Raw genomic sequence first — 17,176 nt, forward strand, 5'->3', positions numbered from 1 at the left:
GCTCTTTCGTATAATGTGGTGCCCGCTACTGGACTCGAACCAGTGACACCTTGCATGTCATGCAAGTACTCTAACCAACTGAGCTAAGCGGGCAAATCGTTAACCGGGAAGTAATTGACTTCTCCTTGAGAACGAGATGGATAATATCGAGTTCCTTTTTACTCTGCAAGTCTTTTTTTATTATTATCAACCGTTTGTCTATTTAATATTCAAAATGAGCAAAATCAGAACAACTTGCTTGAACGCTCCTTTTAAAATAGAATCGCACATACCGTTAAAAGGATTTATCTCATGCCACAATCTCGTTTTCACCATTGTAAATTATTACAGCCTATTTTAATTTTGTTACTTGTTGGCATCGCGATTACTTCATTAACATTCAGTATTCAAAGTTTTCAATCTGTCGAAAAAACGATACGTTCGTCTTCATTTCAAGCGTTCAATAACTCCATTGAAGCCAGCTATGACATTGTTGATACTGCCTTAAATGAATCAATAAAACGATACTTAAGGGGGATAGTAACAACGTCGGCTAAGTTCATTACTCAAATCCAAGAGTCTCCTTCGTTCACAGAAGAACAAAAAGAATCATTTATTCAAGAGTATATTAACTCTAATAGAATTGGAGATACTGGCTATTCTTATATATTAAACTCTAAAGGAAAATTAGTTTATCACCCTATTTTCCAAGGACGAAATGTCAGTGAATACCGTCATATTCAAGAACAAATTGATAATAATGACCATTTTGTTGAATATTTATGGATAAACCCTGGCGAAAAGAAGCCACGTAAAAAACTTGCCTACTCTATTTATATAGAGGAGCTCGATTTTATTATCTCTGCCAGTGCTTATAAAGATGAGTTATTGCACTTCATAGACAAAACTATTCTTAAAGACAAGCTAAACAAATACCAATACGGTGATACTGGCTATGTGTATGTTATCAACCTAACTGGAGAGTTAATTCTTCACCCAAGCTATGAAGGCCAAAACATACGAAGCCTAATTGGTGAGCGTGCTGATGGTTTACTTAAAAAAATCCAACAATCAGCCACTCGTTATAGCTTACAAATGAATTTAGTTAATGGCATGTCAGAGACAACCTCACACGCTGCTAATGTCGAGGACTATAGCTACCAAATAACGTTGAATGACAGCACTTATCAAAAAGACGTACTTTATATCTATTACCCTTATTTAGATTGGGCAATTGTCTCTGGCATATCTCGAGATGAATTAAATCGTCCAACAAACACCCTATTATACAGCTTATCCGGGCTTCTCTTTAGCTTGATGGCTATCATTCTCATTTTATTAAGATTGCTTAACCGTCGACACAAAAAGTTGGCTCATATTCTTAATCGTGATTACTTAACTGGATTATTTAACCGCCGTACTTTCCACAACATGGTTTCTCCTCTTATTCGTAATCAAAATCAATCTTCTACTTTCTCCCCCTATTCTATTATCTTGCTGGATATCGATTTATTTAAACGAATTAATGATTCTTATGGGCATATCGTTGGAGATAAAATCATTACTATTGTAGGTAAAGCTATCTCACAATATCCCAACATATTAGCGGCAAGGTATGATGGCGAAGAGTTTATTATCTTTATCAATGAGAGTAATCCTAAACGTGTCATTCAGTTTACTGAAAAAGTACGTCAACAGATCGATAAATATAATACGTTGAATGAGAAAATAACACTGAGTGCCGGAATTACGACTATAAATAAGCCGAATGTATTATTAGATGATGTGATTGAACAAGCTGATAAAGCTTTATTCCACTCAAAAAATACAGGTCGAAATAAAATCACTCACTATAGAGAATTATAGAGAGAAAAATATAAGGTTCAGAAAGGGAAAACTGGACAAGTTATGACAGTGTACTACGCTCAATAAAGTAATGTTCTCCATTTTATTAGCGCAAGGCTCTCGAGCCATTTCCCTAAGCCCGTAACCAGGAATCGTTACGGGCTATTTTTTTAGGGAAATTATCTGTTTTATTCAGATTTAGCTGTTACTAGGTAGATTCCATCTTTTTCAATAGTAATTTTACCCGCTTTATATAAACCACCAATTGTCTTTTTAAACGTGCCTTTACTTGTTCTAAATTCAGTAAAGATCGCATCTGGAGATGATTTATCAGTTAGAGGTAAGAAGCCTTCTTTTTTCTCTAAGGTTGCGATAACTTTTTCACTTAAATCATCCATACGAGCTACGCCTGGGCGTTGTAGAGAAAGTGAGATTTTACCGTCTTCACGCATTTCTGCGATGAACGCTTTAAGTTGCTTACCAATGAAAAGCTTACCAAATACATCAGAATGGAAAATCAGACCCCAATGCTCGCCATTGATAACGGCTTTGTAGCCAAGATCTGTGCGTTCAGCAATTAAGATGTCAACTTGTTGGCCTCTCTCATAATTAGCAGGCGTGTTATCTAACCATTTGTTAAAACGAGTAGTACCGACAATACGGCTAGATGCTTTATCAATGTATACATAAACAAGGATATTTTGACCTTCATCTAAGCGGCCACGTTGCTCACTAAATGGAACTAATAAGTCTTTTTTAGCAATACCCCAATCAACGAATGCACCAATGCTGTTTGTGCCAATCACGTTCATTAAGCCGAACTGACCAACTTGTGCTTTTGGTGTTTCTGTTGAAGCTACCACTTCATTTTCTGAATCAAGATAAATAAACACATCAAGCGCTTCACCGACTGCTGTGCCTTCTGGAACAAAACGACTTGGAAGAAGAATAGAACCATAATCTCCGCCATCTAAAAAGACACCAAAATCTACAGTTTTTGTTACTTCTAATTTGTTGATTTGACCAATTTTAATCATTACTTCAATTCCTAAATAAAATACTCGGCGATTATACCTTAACTCTGATATGCTTGCTGTATGAATTACCATTTTTATAGGAATTTCCTGTGATTACAGTTGGTAAGAAAGATGGCTTATCACTAAAAATCTCACATATTGTTGAAGAATCTAAGCAGCATGAACTAGAGATGTATCTTTTTGTTCCGGGCGAGCTCGGCTTAAACAAAGAGATGGTTTCTGAATCTGAATTTTATTACAATTCGATTCAAAGCCAACGTACGTATTTCAGTGATAAAAACCACCTTCCTCTTGTACACTCTCGTCTTGCTCAACGTGGCCGTTTGTCTACCGAACAATATCGTTTAAGTTTGAGTCTATACGCTTATCAATATGCCCTTGCATTAGAAAAAGCAGTGCAGCAACTTAATGATACCTCTCGTAAAGAAATTACTCATCAAGAAGTTGATGATGCGATAGATCTTGCTGTCGACATTCTTAGAAAGTTACGACGTAACGTACCTTATGATGATACGTTAAAACGTTATTATGCCAACATAGACAACTATTTATCTTGGTATACAGAGCAACGCTTCCTATCGTTACTTGCTCATATGCCAAGAAACGAAGAATACAAGTTGGTTAAAGAACGCCTTGTTGATATTTGCGAACAAGAAGCACTCCATCGCCTTGATAAAAGCTATAACTCTGGTAAAGCTCGCGACGACATGACTCGAATGTCGAATAAAATGCGCCTATTACGTCGTTTGATCGAATTCCCTATCGTACTTAAAGAGAAAAACTTAGCTCTAGGTAAACACATTAAACGAGTGGTTAAAGGTGGTGCAACTGCGGTTGTTATGATTTTTGTTTCTTTAATGGTTATTCAAGCTCGCGGATTTTTGGGTGAGATCACCGCTTCGTTTATTTTTGCTGTTTCGTTTATTTATGCCATGCGTGAAGTGTTTAAGGATGATTTACGTGATGTTATGTGGCGTTGGATACGTAAAGGTCAACCAAAATGGCGTAAACGCTATCTTGACCCTACCACAAATACCTATGTTGGAAGAAAGTTAGAATGGCTTGATTACATGACGTTTTCAGAGTTGGATTCTGATATTCAGAAACTTCGCAAGCATCGCGTAGTGCAACGAGAAGAGGTTATTCTGTCATACAAGAGCCAAACAAAGATGGCAATCACGAAGTTTATGAGTGGTTATGAGCAAACCCGTGAAACCATGCTGATTGACTTACGCCCTATTGCTCGTTTAATGGAGAAAGGATCTCAAAAGATTTATCAATTAAACGATGGACAAGTGACAAAAGAATCCGTTGAAAAGCGTCACTTAATAAACTTAATTGTGCGTGAAACTATGGATGATTACAGTACACAGCTACATCGTTGGAAAATCATTGTTAACCGTTCAAAAATTATAGATATCGAAAAAATAGCAATCGATAAATAACCAACATTTACTTACTGATGATATACAACAACGCCTTTAGGTTTTTCATAACCTAAAGGCGTTTTTATTATCTCATGTTTATTAAACTTTAGATGTTATGCAGTAACAACAACCTCTGTTGCACTTAACTGGTCTAATAACTCTTGAACTTTAGGATTTTGAGCTAATTCGTCAATGGTTGTTACTACGGGTTTATTTGCTTTTTTCGCCGCTTGAATAGCTTGACCAACAAGGTGAAGTACCGCTTCGTTTTGTGGATCAAAATGATGTTCTAATGCTTCGTTTTGCTTATCCACACCTAATGTAAACTGCGTTAATGTATCTACATTTACAACCATACCATCAAAATATTGAAGCAGTTTATCAGCCATTAATGCTGCAGCTGGTACGTCACATACGAAATGTACTTTTAAACCATTTAAGCCACGTGGAAGACCATAAATTGCTAAGCGATCAATAATCGTCGCCGCATCACTTAGGTTTCGAACAAAAGGAACAACGATTTGAACGCTTGCGGATGTCCCTTCCATGACTTTTTTAATTACGGCACACTCTAAAGCAAACTGCTCTGCACTCTCATCAGATGCAAAACGAGTAACTCCACGAACGCCCATCATCGGGTTAACTTCTTTTGCTTCTAATTGGCCTATCAGTAAGCTTCCAAATGCGGCGCTGTCTGCATCTGAAAATGAAATTTTCACTTCTTTGGTTTCTTCAGTGATACTCGCTAAAATAACCTCAGTCAACGTATCGATAAAGTGTGTTTTACCATCTGAAGCGCTTTCTATAATAAGAGCAAGGCTTTGAGCATCAATATCACTCATTTTAGGCGCTTCGATCACGGCTTTTGGATGATAAAATAAATGCTCTTGAATTAACCCTGCAATAGATACATAAAGAGAGTCTGTTGAATCTGTTTTAGATTGGTAAGAAGGTAAACTCGCCATACGTGTTAGCGTTGATAAAATTGTGTCAGTCATGCTCGCTCCAATGAACCCATTGATTTGGTTTTATTATTAAATGTTATTTATGTTGAACATACCTATACATGAGCAACAACTCAAGCCTAAACGATACAATAATGCTACTTTTACGCCCACTTCTTTATCTGTATTAAGTTTTGGGTTTCATCCATTCTAATTTTCCGTTATCTTACTCTGGTGTATTAAAGAATTAACAGGCGAAACTATGCCATTTCAAACAGATGAACTTCGTACTCAGCCTTTAGGCCCTATGCCAACACCTGCTGAGCTAACGACTGCTCACCCTATTACCGATGATGTTGCTGAACATGTTGAGCAATCTCGCGCGCAGGTTGAAGCTATTTTAACTGGCAAAGATAAACGTCTTTTAGTCGTTGTTGGTCCATGCTCTGTACATGATACAGCAGCAGCACTGGATTACGCACAACGCTTAGCCAATATTCAAGACAAATATAAAGATGAACTTTTCATCGTTATGCGTACTTACTTTGAAAAACCACGCACTATTGTAGGTTGGAAAGGATTAATTACTGATCCTAACTTAGATGGTAGCTACGCACTGGAAGCCGGTTTACATAAAGCTCGTAAGCTTCTGCTTGATATCAACAAACTAGGTTTAGCTACCGCGACTGAGTTTTTAGATATGATCACTGGTCAATATATTTCAGATTTAATTACGTGGGGCGCTATTGGTGCTCGTACAACAGAATCTCAAATTCATCGTGAAATGGCGTCAGCTCTTTCTTGTCCTGTTGGCTTTAAAAACGGGACAAATGGCAACACTCAAATTGCGATGGACGCGATTCGTGCAGCTAAAGCGTCTCATTTCTTCTACTCGCCAGATAAACAAGGTCGCATGACGGTATATCGCACTGCGGGTAATCCATTTGGTCATGTCATCCTTCGTGGTGGTAATGATAAGCCAAATTTTGATATTGATTCAGTGACTGATGCTTGTCAGCGTTTAGAGGATGTTGGCTTACCACCTCACCTAATCGTCGATTTTAGCCATGCAAACTGTGAAAAACAGCATCGTCGCCAACTTGATGTAGCCAAAGATATTTGTGCTCAAATCGAATCTGGTAGCAATAAAGTCGTTGGTATTATGGCTGAAAGCTTCATTGTAGAAGGCAATCAACCAATGACGGATTTAACCAACTTAACTTACGGTAAATCAATTACTGATCCATGCCTAAGTTGGGAAGATACCGTGACTATGTTAGACATGTTATCAAATACAATTAAAACATCTCGTTAATTTAAGGATTTAAACTATGCCTGCTTTTGATATCGTTTCTGAAGTTGATAATGTTGAACTAAAAAATGCGGTCGATAACGCGACTCGTGAATTAGCTACTCGTTTCGATTTTCGTGGCGTTGATGCTAGCTTTGAATTAAAGGGCGAAAACATCAAGATTAAAGCGGAAGATGACTTCCAACTGTCTCAGTTAGTTGATATTTTACGTGGTAACCTTGCAAAGCGCGGTGTTGATGCTCGTTCTATGGATGTCAAAGATACCGTTCATTCTGGTAAGAACTTTTACCAAGATATCGACTTTAAACAAGGTGTTGACGCGCTTATCGCTAAGAAATTAGTAAAAGAAATCAAAGCATCAAAAATTAAAGTTCAAGCTGCAATTCAAGGTGAACAACTTCGTATTACAGGTAAAAACCGTGATGATCTTCAAGCGGCAATGGCGCTTGTACGTGAAGGTGACTTTGGTCAACCTTTCCAATTCACGAACTTCCGTGACTAATCAGTAATTATCTAAAAAACACTGCTGTTTGATAGATATAAAAAAAGCGCCTCTACTGTTTATCAGTAAGGCGCTTTTTTATTATCTGTTATTAATATCAATTCGATTAATTATCTGATCATTATTACTAGTTAAATCACTCATTAGTTACATTGGTATAAGTTTAGAAACTAGCCTATCAATCGCTCAAACTCATCAATTTGTTGGCTTACTCTGTCTAAGCTCTGTTGCCAAAACGTTTCTTTGGTTAAATCCATCTGCAAATGTTTTTCAACCACTTCTTCTGCTCGCATAGAGCCAGTATCACGCAGTAAACTCACATAATCACGATAGAAATGTTGACCTTTCGCTTCTCGTTGTGCATATACGCCAATACTAAATAAATAACCAAACAAATATGGGTAGTTATAAAAACTCACTTCCGGAATACTAAAGTGCAATTTACTTGCCCAGAATAGTGAGTCCGGCTCTGACATTGAATCCCCATACCATTCAGTCCAAGTCTTACTCATTAGATCAGACAGTTGTTCTGGCCCTAGTTCTTTATTTGATCGTTGCTCATAAAAGGCTTTTTCAAACTCATAGCGAACAGGAATATTAATGGTTAGTGCTAGTGCAGAAGATAACTCTTCCCATAGCATTTCAATTTTGTCTTCTTTGGTTTTAGCTTTAGCAAGCAGCGCATCACGTACGACATTTTCAGCAAAGATCGACGCGGTTTCTGCCAATGTCATTGGGTATTTAGTTTTACACAATGGCATGCCTCGCATCACCCAATTATGGAAGGCGTGACCTAGTTCATGCGCGAGCGTTAATACATCGGACATGCTATTGCCCCATGTCATAAAGACCAATGGCGTTCGAGAATCTGCAAATTTTGTACAGTAAGCACCAAGACGTTTTGTTTCTTGTGGCGCGGCATCGATCCAACCATTTTTTACCATCAAATCAACAAAATCGGCCATTTCTTGCGAAACACCTGCAAATGCGTCCTTAATGATATCAATCGCTTCACCAAAGCTATACTGAGAGGCTTCGCCAATAAGCGGAGGCATAGAAGCAAGTTGGTCCCAAGGGGTTAACTGCTCAGTCCCAAACATCTTAGCCATTAAGCGCCCTGCTTTTTGGCCTACTGCCCGATTCTTCTTCGCTACCGACATCATGCTATCTAGTGTGGCTTGCTCAATACGGCTGCCGTGTAAGCTAGGCTCAAGAAAATGAAGATCATTCACTGAACTGCGTTTTTGATATTCAGTTAATCTCCAGCCTGCTAATGCATTTAGGATCGCCGAAAAACTTTCTTGATTTTGCTTCATAGCGAATTGAATCGCACGCCAGGCAGACTCTCTACGAAGCGTATCACTGCCATAAAGTATACTTGCCGCTTGTGATAAACCTATAGTCTCCTTTGTGCCATCTGGAAGTTGCAGGGTCACTTTCATAGAGCCTGTTATGTTATCGTATAAACGACCCCACGCATTTTTACCATCGACACTCATAGCGGACAGTAATTGCTCTTCTTTTACACTTAACCGTGTTGCTACTAACTTTCTCTCTTCTTCTAATAAGAAGCGTTGTGCTTCAAGATCATCACTCAACGACAATACTGATTCAAACAACTCCGTTGGTGCATTCACAATCGCATCTAAATACGGGCTGAAGGCTTGTGAAAGATCCGAAGATAACTTAGTCATTTGGTTCACTAAGGCTTTGGCTTGTGCGTTTGAAGCGTCAACCGAAGCAATGCAATTTCCATAGCTCGCTACGGTTGCTAGCTGAACTGAAATTGATTCTTTCTCGATAATCGCTTGCTGTAAATTCGCAGCCTCAAGATTGACGTCAAAAAATGAGAATTCAGAAATACGAAGTTCAATATGAGCAATAGTGTCGATTAGCTTTGGATCATCAAGTGATAGAAAGGCAATAGAGAGATCCCAACTTGGTGCTGTCATGATTTTATGTCCTTTTATTTTGTTTCTATCATCATAACAAGTGAATCTATTTGGTAAAGCGAACAATTACTTAAGTTCATTTTTAAATCAATCTGTCTTTATTTTCTGAACCAATAGACACGCTCTATGCCCATTTTCTACGTTGGCATTAGGGAAGACAACGCTCTCACCACTAGCTTGAGCGGTATATTGCACATCACCATCGGTAGCGAGTACGTCGTTTTCAGTAAATGACGTGAAGTTAGCGAGATCACTAGGGAAATGAAACGTAAATTGGCTGCTTTGTTTCATAATGCTTCGCGTGACTTGGTATTCTATTAATGTCGAATCAAACGAATCTTGCTCAAAATAATCAGCGTGACTGATCATATTTCTTAATGCTTCATTAAATTCACAAAGCAGCGTTAAATCGTTCTCTCCCATTCTTGATACCTTTCCTAATTCAACCGTTGCCGCATGTGCACCATAATATTCGGCACTGTACCAACTAAACGTGGATGCAGGAGTTTCAGAAAATAAACACGCTTCTATTTTACTGCGTGATAGGAAATCTAATAATGGCTCTGAGCGCTTATAATGTTGATTATATGGGTGTATTGCAAAGGTATAGTGCTGAGATGAACGAATAGCGCAATGTAGATCTAAATGCCATTTTTCTTTTGCATTATGCTTGGTAAAAAAGCTATCTACGCTTCGCATTAAACGATTGGCTAAGTCGATTTCAACAATGTCTTTATTTTCATCTTGGTGGTGGCTAAAAAGTCGATTTAGGTTGGTATCAATAAAACGAGTGTGTTGATGAGTTGCCGCGGGATGGCCATAGATAAATAAACAAGGCTGAGAAAGTGATAACCTCCCACTTTGTATGTCTTCAATAATCTGATCAAGCAACTCTATTGGTGAGGTTTCGTTACCATGAATACCGGATGAAAGCACAATGGCTCGATGAGGTTCAAAATCCAATTCAGGAACAAACTCCACTACGCCACGACTGTGTAAAATGACTTGAGTTCCGTTAGCAAGTTGCCAAGTCACTTCTTTCACTGAGGTAGATAAATCTAATGTATTTTGAATAAATGAAATATGATCCATTGGTACTTCTCTTCCTTGGTAATATATTCAACCAAAAAACTGTACCACTAGTAATACAATAAAATAACAAGATAACAACATTTGTGTGAGTTGAGCCATACTCTCTTATATTGATAAATACAAAAAAGCTGCATAACAAATAAATGTTATACAGCTTTCATTTTTCTTAGCTCAAGATGGCAAGATTATTTTTCTACCGGTAGACTCTCAACACGAGCTTTCAGTTTCTGACCCGGTTTAAATGTAACAACTCGGCGTGCAGAAATTGGAATATCTTCCCCAGTTTTTGGGTTACGTCCAGGTCGCTCACTCTTTTCGCGTAAGTCAAAATTACCAAAACCAGATAACTTTACTTGCTCGCCACTCTCTAGAGCTTGCTTAATCTCTTCGAAAAATACTTCTACCGTTTCCTTGGCGTCGCGTTTACTTAATCCAACTTTTTCAAATAAGGTCTCAGCCAAATCAGCTTTAGTGAGTGCCATAAAAACTACCCTCAGGTTACGTTAGAGATAGTTACAGTATTTACTGTAACCGGAAACTGAATTGTTAGAACAACGACTTAACATTGCATCAACTAAGGACAGTGTATGCCAACCATCTGATTTTCGCCAACTTTTTTCTTAAAAATCATGCACTATTTATGAGATGGCGATCAAATTTATAAGCTATTTACACTAAGATATCTCATATCTACCTAAGCTAAGTTGTTGATTTGGTATTTAACACTAGTTATTCCGACTTTATTAGTTTATTTGTCTGTATGTAATATTGTGATGCAACGCAGATATTTATTAATAGAATTAAAAATAAGGCATCTATTTGATTGTGAACAAGTTAGTTTTAAGCAAATTTTAGAGCGACAAAAACCAAACACAAAAACTTCTTTCCGTTTCAGAATTATATACTGAGATTAGATTATGAGCGTCAATTGTTACGAATAATAAAAAAACCCAGCATTGATCACTCAATGCTGGGTTTACTTTATTTATGCAGTGTTAGCTGCTAATTAGTCGCGCAATGTCGCTGAGAATTTCTCACCAATTGCGGCAACGATAGCGTCAACAGCTGAAGTGATATCAGCCTCTTCTAACGTACGCTCAACAGATTGAAGTGTCAGTGCGATTGCAAGACTCTTCTTACCGTCTTCAACACCTTGACCGCGGTACACATCGAACAGTTTCGCGCTAGTTAATAGCTCGCCACCTGATGCTAAACATTCAGCAACGATGTCACCAGAAGCAATTGCTTCATCTGCAACGATTGCGATATCACGACGGTTTGCAGGGAACTTAGATACTGCTGCCGCTTCAGGGATAATGCGAGTGTTGATTGCATCCCACTCGATTTCAAACATGATTGTACGACCGTTCAAGCCAAACTTGCGCTCTAGCTCTGGGTGTACTGTACCGATGAAACCCACTTCTTTTCCGCCAACAACGATAGCTGCTGTTTGGCCCGGGTGAAGTGCTGGGTGTTGTGCTGCTTTAAACTCGTACGCTAATTCGTTAGCAGTTAGTTCAAGTACCGCTTCTAAATCGCCTTTAAGGTCGAAAAAGTCAACGGTGTTTGTTGCGATATCCCAGTGCTCTTCACCACGAGTACCAGCGATGATACCAGCAAGCATCATTTCTTGACGCATGCCGTTTTCTGCTGATTCTTCAGGAATAAAACGCAGACCAGATTCGAATAAACGAACGCGTGGTTGCTGACGTTTTTGGTTATGAACAACAGTGTTGATCAAACCAGTCCATAGGCTTAGGCGCATTGCTGACATGTCAGCTGAAATTGGGAATGGCAGAATTAACGGCTCAATCTCAGGCACGATCAGTTTTTGTTGCTCAGGCTCTACGAAGCTGTAAGTAATTGCTTCGTGGTAACCGCGGTCAACAAGAAGATCACGAACACGCTTAAGCGGTTGGTTTGCTTCTTTGTGATCGTTCATGTTTAGTGCAGCAACAGGTGCTTGGTTTGGAATGTTATTGTAACCGTAGATACGACCTACTTCTTCAATTAGGTCTTGCTCGATTGCAATATCAAAACGCCATGATGGAGATGTTGCTGTCCAACCTGTGTCCGTTGTCTCAACAACACAACCTAAACGCGTTAAGATCTCAACCACATCTGTTGATGGGATATGATGACCTAATAGGCCGTCTAGTTTGCTGCGACGTAGCGCAACTGTGCTTTCTTTTGGAAGATCTGCTTTAGATTCAGCCGCAGAAATAGGCGCAACTTCACCACCACAAAGTTCAACAAGAAGCTGTGTTGCACGCTCCATCGCTGTTGCTTGTAGTGTAGAGTCAACACCACGTTCAAAACGTAGAGATGAATCAGTGTGTAGACCGTATGCACGAGCACGACCACGGATGTGATCTGGTGCGAAGAACGCACACTCAAGCATGATGTCAGTTGTTTCAGACGTAACGCCTGATTCTTTACCACCAAAGATACCAGCAATTGCTAGTGCTTTGTTTTGGTCAGCAATAACAAGTGTATTGCTGTTTAGTTTCGCTTCGTTGCCATCAAGAAGAGTTAATTTCTCATCTTTTTCAGCCATACGAACCACAATGCCGCCGTCGATCTTAGACAGATCAAACGCGTGCATTGGTTGGCCTTGCTCAAGCATTACGTAGTTTGTAATATCAACAATCGCATCGATTGAACGAATACCACAACGACGCAGTTTCTCTTGCATCCAAATTGGCGTTTCCGCTTTTGCGTTTACGTTCTTGATAACACGACCAAGGTAACGTGGACACGCTTCAGTTGCTTTAACGTCAATAGAAACGGTATCTTCGATGCTTGTTGTTACTGCTTCAATAGTTGGTTCTGTTACGTCTGCACGGTTAAGAACACCCACTTCACGGGCTAAACCACGAATGCTGAAACAGTCAGCACGGTTTGCTGTTAGGTCAACATCGATAGCAACATCGTTAAGCTCAAGAAGCTCACGCACGTCCATACCTAATGTAGAGCCTTCTGGTAATTCTAAAATACCGTCAGATTCAACATCAATACCTAGCTCAGAGAAAGAACAAAGCATACCGTGTGATGGAACACCACGTAGTTTTGCTTTCTTAATTTTAAAGTCACCAGGAAGTACAGCACCAACCGTTGCAACTGCAACCGTTAGACCAAGACGACAGTTAGATGCACCACAAACGATGTCTAAAAGCTCTTCTTCGCCGATATCAATTTTAGTTACACGAAGTTTGTCTGCGTCTGGGTGTTGACCACACTCAACCACTTTACCTACTTTAACGCCGGTGAACTCACCAGCAACAGGTGCAACTTCATCAACTTCCAAACCAGCCATTGTGATTTGGTGAGCTAGCTCTTCGCTGTTAATAGCAGGTTTAACCCACTCGCGTAGCCAAGATTCACTGAATTTCATAAATTTCTAGCCCCGAATTACTTGAATTGTTTAAGGAAACGAAGGTCGTTCTCGAAGAACGCACGAAGGTCATTTACGCCGTAACGAAGCATAGTTAGACGCTCAACACCCATACCAAACGCAAAGCCTGAGTATTTTTCAGGGTCGATGCCAACAGAGCGAAGTACGTTAGGGTGAACCATGCCACAACCTAATACTTCTAACCATTTGCCATCTTTACGCTTCACATCAACTTCAGCAGAAGGTTCTGTGAATGGGAAGAATGAAGGACGGAAACGCACTTCAACTTCTTCTTCAAAGAAATTACAAAGGAAATCGTGAAGAATACCTTTAAGTTGTGCAAAGTTAACGTTCTCATCAACTAACATACCTTCCACTTGATGGAACATTGGTGTGTGAGTTTGATCGTAATCGTTACGGTAAACACGACCAGGAGCAATGAAACGGAATGGTGGTTTGCCATTTTCCATTGTACGGATCTGAACACCTGATGTATGCGTACGTAGCATTAGATCAGGGTTAAAGAAGAACGTATCGTGGTCAGTACGTGCTGGGTGATCGTCTGCAATATTTAGCGCATCGAAGTTATGGAATGCATCTTCAATTTCAGGGCCAGATTCAGTGCTGAAACCTAATTCACCAAAGAATTGCTCAATACGCTCAACGGTACGAGTAACTGGGTGTAAACCACCATTCTCTATACGACGGCCAGGAAGGCTTACATCGATAGTTTCAGCAGCAAGTTTCGCTTCAAGCTCTGCAGTTTGAAGAGAGTCTTTACGTTCAACTAATAACGTTTGAACCGCTTGCTTTGCTTTATTGATCAGTTGACCTGCTTCACGACGCTCTGAAGGGTCTAGTTTACCTAGTCCTTGAAGCTGAAGTGTCAAATGCCCTTTTTTACCTAAATATTGAACACGGACTTCGTCCAGAGCGACTAAAGAGCCTGCTTGTTCAATTTCTGCCGTTGCATTGGCAATGATCTCGTCTAGATGTTGCATCGTTTCCTCATCCACTTATAGGTGGTATCCGTTGCGAGTAAAATACATATCAGCACATAGTAATAAATCACAGCGCTAAATCCAAACTGAATTGGATAAAATAGCTGATCTAATAGAAAAAAGTACTTTTCTTAGCCAAATGGCTATAGAACGCCTATCAATTCCCTTCTTTTTATATGTCTATCGTTTTTATTTTATTCAATTTTTCACGTCATAGAACAAAAACACAAAAGATCAAATGAAAATGATAGTAATTATCATTCGCAGTATGTATTATCTTTCCGAATGATGAGACTACACACTTTCAAGGAATTAACATGTCTAATAAAAAAACGCTTTTAGCTGCGTCTATTTTAGTTGCTATCTCCCCTATTCTTCATGCAGAAACCTCTTCGAATGGGAATGCGACAATGTTTGATGAGGTTGTTGTTTCTGCAACCCGAACAGAGCAAAGTATTAAAGACGTATCAAGCTCAATATCAAAAGTAACTGCCGAAGACATTGATAAGACAATGGCAACCAGTGTTCAAGATGCTTTAAAATATACACCTGGTGTAACAGCTAATGGCGGTGGTCGCTTTGGCTTATCTGGATTTACCATTCGTGGTATGAGTGATAGCCGAATTAAAGTACTTGTAGATGGTGTCCAACAACCTACCCCATATAACCCCGGTTCAAACGAACAGCGTAAATATCCTAGCGCTATTGAAATCGATACCTTAAAAGCCATTGAAGTAAACAAAGGCCCCTCTTCTACGCTTTATGGCTCTGATGCACTTGGTGGTACCGTTCTAATGGAGACTAAAAATCCTGAAGATATTTTAAGAACCGAGGGAGACGAAAACGCTTTTGAAGTAAAAACAGGTTATAACAGCGTAGATTCAAGCACGAAAACTACAGGTACTTGGGCAATGCGCGCTGCTGAACTAGAAACTTTAGTAATGCTGACGTATAAAAAAGGCAGTGAATCACAAACCCACTCTAACGGCGCAGATATTGAAGGCCCAGATCGTGGAGCAGCAAACCCAGCGGATGCACAAATTGGCAACTTATTAGCAAAAGCCTTTTACCAATTAAATGATTCGCATCGCATCGGCACGACTGTGGAATATTACACCTCTCAATATGATGAAGATGAGCTTTCCCAAAATGGTTATTCTATGATGAGTGGAGGGGTGCCTATTATTACTTATTATGATAACTACAACAAGGACACAACAACTCGATTACGCGTTGGTTTAGAGCATGAATGGACAGCTAATAATGCGCTATTCGATACGCTAGAATCAAAATTAAATGTACAACAAACTGAATCATTATCTGAAAACTATGATACTTCAACTGGATCTTACGGCAGTGGTCGCCGGATGCGTGAACGTATTGCTAACGATGATTCAATCCAATTTGACGCACAGTTTGATAAAATCGCCGAGTTTGGAGAAGGATTCCATCAAATCACTTATGGCCTGAGCTTTAGACAAAACAAGTTTGCAACTGAAAACACCGATTACAAATACGACCAAGGCACATCTGGCCCCGGACATACCGATATGCCAGATGCAACAATGACTCAATACGGTATTTTTGCACAGGACCAAGCTTTCTTACTTGATGAACAGTTAGTGCTAACTGCTGGTTTACGTTATGACTCATTTGAAGCGAAACCAGAAACAAATGACGGTTTTGAAACAGAATATCCTGACAGCAAAAATGACGCTTTCACCGCTAAATTAGGTTCGGTTTATCATATAAACAATAACTTTAGTGTACTTGCTCAAGTAAGCCAAGGCTTTAAAGCCCCTACTCTACAAGACATGTACTACTTCTATGACAGTGGCACTGTCATAGATGCAAACCCAGATCTTAAAGCCGAAAGCAGCATTTCTTATGAAACAGGAATTCGAGCACAATCGAATGCCGCACAGGTTGAATTAATCGCTTTCTATAATGATTATTCTGATTTCATCAATCAACAATATATAGGTAAAGTTGTTGGTGGCCCGAACGATGGAAAAGAACATTACACAAAAGAAAATATCGATTCTGTGGAAATTTATGGTGTTGAATTTAGTTCTACTTATTTATTAGATGAAGCGTTTGATGCACCTCAAGGAACCTACTCTAAGCTAAGTATTGCTTATGCTGAAGGCCGAGATAAAAAAACTGGCGCATCAATAGACAGTGTTGCCCCACTCACTTCAAACCTAGGTTTAGGTTATGACTCTGTCGGCTATACTTACGGTGCTTTATTAAATATAAATATGGTTGCGGCAAAAGATAAATGGTCAAACGTTGGTCATGAAAACATTGATGTTGCAGGCTACACCTTGGTTGATTTAACCGCTTACTACAAACCAATGAAAGATTTGACGCTTCGTGGTGGCTTATTCAATGCGCTTGATAAACAGTACTGGTTATATAACGACATGATTGGTACTGAAGCCGGTGAAGATGGGATTGACCGTCAAGCTCAAGCAGGTCGTAACTGGGGTATTGAGTTAGATTATAAATTCTAAATTTAGAACTCAACACTAATAAAAGCGGCTTCGTTGCCGCTTTTTTATTTCAGTTACTATTATGATTCAACAATACCATTTCACATCAATCCTGACCCATTGGATGTAAGAACTCTTTATATTTATAATGGGAATAAATATCATCTTCTTCCTCTACCTCATAAAAATGACCATT

The 17,176-nt window shown here is 39.2% G+C and carries 12 protein-coding genes and 1 tRNA gene; 5 read left to right on the plus strand and 8 right to left on the minus strand.

Annotated elements, in window-relative coordinates; genetic code table 11:
- Positions 1-16: 16 nt before the first annotated feature.
- Positions 17-93, minus strand: a tRNA-Val gene (locus A6E03_RS10100).
- 198 nt (positions 94-291) lie between these two features.
- On the opposite strand from A6E03_RS10100, the gene A6E03_RS10105 reads away from it, so the two are divergent.
- Complete coding sequence (locus tag A6E03_RS10105; protein ID WP_065600797.1) at positions 292-1,845, plus strand: diguanylate cyclase; 1,554 nt, start codon at positions 292-294, stop codon at positions 1,843-1,845.
- A gap of 167 nt (positions 1,846-2,012) precedes the next feature.
- Here the strand turns inward: A6E03_RS10105 and A6E03_RS10110 are convergent, their stop codons facing one another.
- Positions 2,013-2,861 (minus strand): S1 RNA-binding domain-containing protein, encoded by an 849-nt coding sequence (locus tag A6E03_RS10110; RefSeq protein WP_065591040.1) that lies wholly within the window; start codon positions 2,859-2,861, stop codon positions 2,013-2,015.
- A gap of 89 nt (positions 2,862-2,950) precedes the next feature.
- On the opposite strand from A6E03_RS10110, the gene A6E03_RS10115 reads away from it, so the two are divergent.
- Entirely contained in the window at positions 2,951-4,306 is a 1,356-nt protein-coding gene (locus A6E03_RS10115) for a hypothetical protein (protein ID WP_065600798.1), read from the plus strand.
- Between the two features lie 95 nt (positions 4,307-4,401).
- Here A6E03_RS10115 and A6E03_RS10120 read toward each other — a convergent pair whose 3' ends face one another.
- A complete protein-coding gene (locus A6E03_RS10120) occupies positions 4,402-5,286 on the minus strand; it encodes a putative PEP-binding protein (RefSeq protein WP_065591038.1) in 885 nt (294 codons plus the stop codon).
- Positions 5,287-5,494: 208 nt separating this feature from the next.
- Here A6E03_RS10120 and A6E03_RS10125 point away from each other — a divergent pair, with 208 nt between their 5' ends.
- The gene (locus A6E03_RS10125) at positions 5,495-6,547 is read left to right on the plus strand and encodes a 3-deoxy-7-phosphoheptulonate synthase (RefSeq protein WP_065591037.1); all 1,053 of its coding nucleotides are present in this window, start codon (positions 5,495-5,497) and stop codon (positions 6,545-6,547) included.
- Positions 6,548-6,563: 16 nt separating this feature from the next.
- A complete protein-coding gene (locus tag A6E03_RS10130; RefSeq protein WP_065591036.1) occupies positions 6,564-7,046 on the plus strand; it encodes a YajQ family cyclic di-GMP-binding protein in 483 nt (160 codons plus the stop codon).
- Between the two features lie 170 nt (positions 7,047-7,216).
- Here the strand turns inward: A6E03_RS10130 and A6E03_RS10135 are convergent, their stop codons facing one another.
- The 5 genes from A6E03_RS10135 to pheS all read right to left on the minus strand — a co-directional run bounded on the left by A6E03_RS10135 (position 7,217) and on the right by pheS (position 14,485).
- Positions 7,217-8,998: a M3 family oligoendopeptidase gene (locus A6E03_RS10135; RefSeq protein WP_065600799.1), complete on the minus strand. Its 1,782-nt coding sequence runs from the start codon at positions 8,996-8,998 to the stop codon at positions 7,217-7,219.
- A gap of 87 nt (positions 8,999-9,085) precedes the next feature.
- On the minus strand, positions 9,086-10,090 hold the full coding sequence (locus tag A6E03_RS10140; RefSeq protein WP_065600800.1) for a succinylglutamate desuccinylase: 1,005 nt from the start codon (positions 10,088-10,090) through the stop codon (positions 9,086-9,088).
- Positions 10,091-10,275: 185 nt separating this feature from the next.
- Positions 10,276-10,572, minus strand: coding sequence for an integration host factor subunit alpha (locus A6E03_RS10145; protein WP_060990903.1), 297 nt, complete (start codon positions 10,570-10,572; stop codon positions 10,276-10,278).
- A gap of 524 nt (positions 10,573-11,096) precedes the next feature.
- The gene (gene pheT / locus A6E03_RS10150; RefSeq protein WP_065600801.1) at positions 11,097-13,484 is read right to left on the minus strand and encodes a phenylalanine--tRNA ligase subunit beta; all 2,388 of its coding nucleotides are present in this window, start codon (positions 13,482-13,484) and stop codon (positions 11,097-11,099) included.
- Positions 13,485-13,501: 17 nt separating this feature from the next.
- The gene (gene pheS / locus A6E03_RS10155; protein WP_045102137.1) at positions 13,502-14,485 is read right to left on the minus strand and encodes a phenylalanine--tRNA ligase subunit alpha; all 984 of its coding nucleotides are present in this window, start codon (positions 14,483-14,485) and stop codon (positions 13,502-13,504) included.
- A gap of 317 nt (positions 14,486-14,802) precedes the next feature.
- Here pheS and A6E03_RS10160 point away from each other — a divergent pair, with 317 nt between their 5' ends.
- Positions 14,803-17,001, plus strand: coding sequence for a TonB-dependent hemoglobin/transferrin/lactoferrin family receptor (locus tag A6E03_RS10160; RefSeq protein ID WP_065591032.1), 2,199 nt, complete (start codon positions 14,803-14,805; stop codon positions 16,999-17,001).
- Positions 17,002-17,176: the final 175 nt, after the last annotated feature.

This window comes from Aliivibrio sp. 1S128 (assembly GCF_001691065.1).
Classification (GTDB): domain Bacteria; phylum Pseudomonadota; class Gammaproteobacteria; order Enterobacterales; family Vibrionaceae; genus Aliivibrio.